Genomic DNA, 4,797 nt, shown 5'->3' with positions numbered 1-4,797 from the left:
GACCCATAGCCGGGCCATTGCCGCCGGATCTTCGGAAAAAATGGTCGCCTGGTCCATATCGCCTTGTTTGAGGCGTACGCACTGACCGTCTTTTAGATCGATGGCCGGAATGAGCAACATAGAAATAACGTTATCGGATAAGGGTTAATCGAACGGTTGCAAACCTGGCGCTCAGCGCCTTAGTTTTGCTTGCCGTCTCGCTAGTGTAGTACAAGTGATGCAAGCCTCGTTCGCTGCAAACGGCATAAGCCAAAACGTCAAACCATCCCAAAAAAACACGCTGCAAACCCGAACCTTACGGTTTCCAGTGTACGAAGTTTCGATACAGCCGCAAGCCCGCGTCGGCGCTCTTCTCAGGGTGAAACTGGGTCGCGAACAGATTGTCCCGGGCAATGGCCGAGGTAAACGGCGCGCCATAAAGGGTTTCGCCCGACGTATGCGCCGGATTGTCCGGAACGCCGTAGTAACTGTGCACGAAATAGAAAAACGATTCGTCGGGCACGCCGTCCCACAGCGGATGCCGCTGCGTCTGGCGTACGCGGTTCCAGCCCATCTGCGGGACTTTGAAACGGGAGCCGTCGTCCTGCAGCTGGCCTTCGAGCTCGAAGCGCACAACCTTGCCGGGTATCAAGCCAAGGCCGTTTGTTCCCTTCTCGCCCCCTTCCTCGCTCCAGTCGAACAGCATCTGCTCGCCAACACACACACCCAGCATGGGTTTGTCGCGCGCGGCTTCCATCACGGCTTCCTGCAAGCCCGACGCGCCGAGGTGCGCCATGCAATCGCGCATGGCGCCCTGTCCCGGCAGCACAATGCGCTCCGCCGCACGGATTGCTTCGGGCTGCTCGACGATCGCCACGTCCGCTTCGGGCGCGGCCTTGCGGAGCGCCTGATAGACAGAGCGCAGGTTGCCCATGCCGTAATCCACGATTGCTATCGAAGTTTTCATCGAAGTATTCAATTCAGCACGTTCCAGAACGCTATTTCAAAGAGGGCAGCAACGCCTTCAATCCATTGACGATAAATTCCACCGCCAGCGCCGACAGCATCAAACCCATCAGCCGCGTACCGATATTAATGCCCGTACGCCCGACCCAGCGCGCAATGGGCTCGGCGAGCATCAGCGCACCGAAACACAGTCCCGCCAGCACCGCCCCGATCATGACCAGCCCGATCCGCTCATACCAATGCACCACACTTGCAGAATAGACGATCACCGTGCTGATGGAACCCGGTCCCGTCAGCAGCGGAATGGCGAGCGGCACGACGGCGATGCTGTTTTTCATCTCGGCTTCGTGGCGTTCTTCCGGCGTTGAGCGCGTGTTGCCGACTTGCGCGTTCAACATGTTGATCGCCATGAGCAACATGATGATGCCGCCGCCCACTTGAAGAGAGCCGACCGAAATCCCGAAGAACGCGATGATCTGCTGTCCGAGCAACGCCGCCACGGCAATCACGCAGAAGACCGAAATGGACGCGATCCGGATCGTGCCAGCCTTTTCCGAGCTCGACATATCGGTCGTCAGGCTCAGGAAAAACGGGATCGCGCCGACCGGATTGATCAGCGCGAGCAACGAAATAAACGATTTGAGTAGATTCATCGCAGGCCGGCATGGCTCGTATCGACGCGGACAGCGCGGGCACGCGTGAAAGCACGCCCGATAGTTGCCGGTTCCGCGTTATTTAGAAGGCGCTTAAAGGCTGCCCTTGGTCGATGGAATCTGCCCTGCCGCACGCTCGTCCAGCTCAACAGCCATGCGCAACGCGCGGCCGAATGCCTTGAAGACGGTTTCCACCTGATGATGCGCGTTGATACCGCGCAAATTGTCGATGTGCAGCGTCACGCCCGCGTGATTCACGAAGCCGCGGAAGAATTCGATGGTGAGATCGACGTCGAACGTACCAATGCGAGCACGGGTGAACGGAACGTGAAATTCCAGTCCGGGCCGGCCCGAAAAATCGATCACGACGCGTGACAGCGCTTCGTCGAGCGGCACGTAGGAATGGCCGTATCGGCGAATGCCCTTGCGGTCGCCGATAGCCTTTGCCACCGCCTGACCCAGCGTGATACCCGTGTCTTCCACCGTATGGTGGTCGTCGATATGAAGGTCGCCATGCGCTTCGACTTCAAGGTCGAAGAGGCCGTGACGCGCGATCTGGTCGAGCATGTGGTCGAGAAACGGCACGCCGGTAGCGAGCTTTTGCTTGCCGGTGCCGTCCAGGTCGAGCTTCACACGGATCTGCGTTTCGCTGGTGTTGCGAACGACTTCCGCAATGCGCATGGTGTTTCCTTTGAGACTTTAAGAGATTTCAGTGCAGCGCGAGTTTCAGAGCCGCGATCATTTGCGCATTTTCTTCCGCCGATCCGACCGTCAAACGCACGCAATTTGCCAATAACGGATGCATTTTACTCACGTTTTTGATCAAAACCCGCGATGTCAGCAGGGTTTCGAAGACGGCTGCAGCATCGGGAACACGAACGAGCAGAAAGTTGCCGGCGCTGGGATAAACGGTCGCGCCGGGCAGCGCCTTCACGGCCTGTTCCAATCGCGAGCGCTCAATGCGAAGTTCGGTAGCCTGAGCATCGAGCACGTCCAGGTGATCGAGCATGAAATCCGCAGCGGCTTGCGTCAGCACATTGACGTTATACGGCGGGCGCACTTTATCGAATTCGGTCGTCCACGACGCCTTGCCCGCCAGATAACCCAGGCGAATACCCGCCAGACCGAGCTTCGACATCGTCCGCATGACAACGACGTTGTCGAAGTCAGCGGCCCGCGGCAGCCAACTTTGCTGCGCGAACGGTTGATACGCTTCATCGATGACAACCAGGCTATTCGATGCCGCCGCGATCACGCGTTCAATGTCCGCGTCGTCGTAAAGCGTGCCGGTCGGATTGTTCGGGTACGCGAGATACACCAGCGCCGGGTTGTGCGTTTCGATCGCGGCGATCAGCGCGTCGACATCGAGCGTGAAATCGTCGTTCAACGGCACGCCGATAAATTCAAGCCCCGCGAACTTCGCCGACATCGCGTACATCACGAAGCCGGGAACCGGCGCAACGACTGCAGCGCCAGGTTTCGCGCACGCCATCGACATCATGCTGATCAATTCATCTGAACCGTTGCCGAGCAGCAATTCGCACGCGGCAGGCACTTGCATAACGCGCTTGATCTTCTCGATCAACGCGGTCGGCCGGGGTTCGGGGTATCGGTTTAACGCGACGTCGGCCAGTCGTTCGCCCAACTGAGCAGCCAGTTTCGCCGGCAATCGATACGGATTTTCCATCGCGTCGAGCTTCACGAGGCCGGTTGAGTTCGGCACGGGATAACACGTCATCGCGAGGACGTCGGGGCGCAGAATGTCTTGTGGTCGTGTCATGGTATTGCCGGACGCGAAGCGCCGGACGTTGGGCGGCTCTAAGGCCGCCTCGATGTTTAACTCGGTTTGCGTCTTTACCTGATTACTGCGACGTATTTTTCATCCGGTATTCAGCGCTGCGCGCATGCGCCTGCAGACCTTCGCCATACGCCAGTTCGGCTGCTATCTCGCCAAGCGTCTGCGCGCCTTCTGCGCTGACTTCAATCACGCTCGAGCGCTTCATGAAGTCGTACACGCCCAGCGGCGACGAAAACCGCGCGGTACGCGACGTCGGTAGCACGTGATTCGGTCCGGCGCAGTAATCGCCGAGACTTTCGCTCGTGTAGCGGCCAAGAAAGATCGCTCCCGCGTGACGGATCTGCGCCGCCCAGTGATGCGGATCGAGCGCGGAAATCTCGAGATGTTCCGGCGCGATGTCGTTGGCGATCGCGCAGGCTTCGTTCATGTCGGCGACCTTGATCAGCGCACCGCGATCTTCGAGCGAGCGCTGGATCACATCGCGACGGGGCAAGGTGGGCAGCAATTCGTTGATCGCGTCTTCCACGCGCTGGATGAACGTGGCGTCGGGGCACAGCAAGATGGATTGCGCGAGTTCGTCGTGTTCGGCTTGCGAAAACAGGTCCATCGCGACCCAGCGCGGGTCCGTGGTGGCATCGCAAATAATCAGGATTTCCGACGGTCCCGCGATCATGTCGATACCCACGGTGCCGAACACGCGCCGTTTCGCCGATGCCACGTACGCGTTGCCCGGGCCGCAGATTTTATCGACAGCGGGAATGGATTGCGTGCCGTAGGCCAGCGCACCGATCGCCTGCGCGCCGCCGATGGTGAACACGCGATCCACGCCGCCCAGCAACGCGGCCGCGAGCACCAGCGGATTTTTCACGCCGTCCGGCGTGGGCACGACCATGACGATTTCCTTTACGCCGGCAACGCGCGCGGGAATCGCGTTCATCAACACCGACGACGGATACGCCGCCTTGCCGCCTGGCACGTAGATACCGGCGCGATCCAGCGGCGTGACTTTCTGGCCGAGCACCGTGCCGTCGGCTTCCGTGTACTGCCAGCTATGGCTCCCGCACTCAATCCGCTGTTTCTCGTGATAACCGCGCACCCGTGCCGCCGCCGCTTCCAGCGCGGCGCGACGTTTCGGAACGAGCCCTTCGAGCGCCGCTTCCAGTTCGGCCTGCGGCAATTCCAGCGACGCGACGTTCTCGGCCTTCAGACGGTCGAACTTGTTCGTGTAGTCCAGGACTGCGTCGTCGCCGCGCTTTTTGACATCGGCGAGAATCTGCGCGACCGAGCGCTCGATGGCTTCATCCTCGCTCGCCTCGAACGCGAGCACCGCGTGCAGCGCCGTGTGAAAACCGTTGGCGCTGGAATCGAGTTTGCGAATCTTGATAGACATGCTGGTATCCG

6 protein-coding genes are annotated in these 4,797 nt (G+C 59.9%); all 6 read right to left on the bottom strand.

Features of this window, described 5'->3' with window-relative positions:
- On the bottom strand, positions 1-120 hold a 120-nt coding region (locus JWR14_RS23995), incomplete at its 3' end, for a HisA/HisF-related TIM barrel protein (RefSeq protein ID WP_299713029.1).
- Between the two features lie 175 nt (positions 121-295).
- Positions 296-946, bottom strand: a complete 651-nt coding sequence (gene hisH / locus JWR14_RS23990; RefSeq protein WP_299713023.1) for an imidazole glycerol phosphate synthase subunit HisH — start codon at positions 944-946, stop codon at positions 296-298.
- A 31-nt stretch (positions 947-977) separates the two neighbouring features.
- Complete coding sequence (locus JWR14_RS23985) at positions 978-1,598, bottom strand: MarC family protein (protein WP_299713020.1); 621 nt, start codon at positions 1,596-1,598, stop codon at positions 978-980.
- 93 nt (positions 1,599-1,691) lie between these two features.
- The gene (hisB, locus tag JWR14_RS23980; protein ID WP_031362181.1) at positions 1,692-2,279 is read right to left on the bottom strand and encodes an imidazoleglycerol-phosphate dehydratase HisB; all 588 of its coding nucleotides are present in this window, start codon (positions 2,277-2,279) and stop codon (positions 1,692-1,694) included.
- Between the two features lie 28 nt (positions 2,280-2,307).
- Positions 2,308-3,378, bottom strand: coding sequence for a histidinol-phosphate transaminase (gene hisC / locus JWR14_RS23975; RefSeq protein WP_299713015.1), 1,071 nt, complete (start codon positions 3,376-3,378; stop codon positions 2,308-2,310).
- Positions 3,379-3,460: 82 nt separating this feature from the next.
- Positions 3,461-4,786 carry a histidinol dehydrogenase gene (hisD, locus tag JWR14_RS23970; RefSeq protein WP_299713026.1) on the bottom strand — a complete coding sequence of 442 codons (1,326 nt, stop codon included), beginning with the start codon at positions 4,784-4,786 and terminating at the stop codon, positions 3,461-3,463.
- Positions 4,787-4,797 lie beyond the last annotated feature (11 nt).

Origin of the sequence: Caballeronia sp., assembly GCF_028292365.1 — a bacterium.
Taxonomy (GTDB): Bacteria; Pseudomonadota; Gammaproteobacteria; order Burkholderiales; family Burkholderiaceae; genus Caballeronia.
Note: the sequence above shows the minus strand (reverse complement) of the source record. Positions and strands in the feature narration are given on the sequence as shown.

What these genes read in the sequence shown, in the direction of transcription:
- hisB (WP_031362181.1), bottom strand. Translation starts at nt 2,279, where the DNA reads ATGCGCATTGCGGAAGTCGTTCGCAACACCAGCGAAACGCAGATCCGT.
- hisC (WP_299713015.1), bottom strand. Translation starts at nt 3,378, where the DNA reads ATGACACGACCACAAGACATTCTGCGCCCCGACGTCCTCGCGATGACG.
- JWR14_RS23985 (WP_299713020.1), bottom strand. Translation starts at nt 1,598, where the DNA reads ATGAATCTACTCAAATCGTTTATTTCGTTGCTCGCGCTGATCAATCCG.
- hisH (WP_299713023.1), bottom strand. Translation starts at nt 946, where the DNA reads ATGAAAACTTCGATAGCAATCGTGGATTACGGCATGGGCAACCTGCGC.
- hisD (WP_299713026.1), bottom strand. Translation starts at nt 4,786, where the DNA reads ATGTCTATCAAGATTCGCAAACTCGATTCCAGCGCCAACGGTTTTCAC.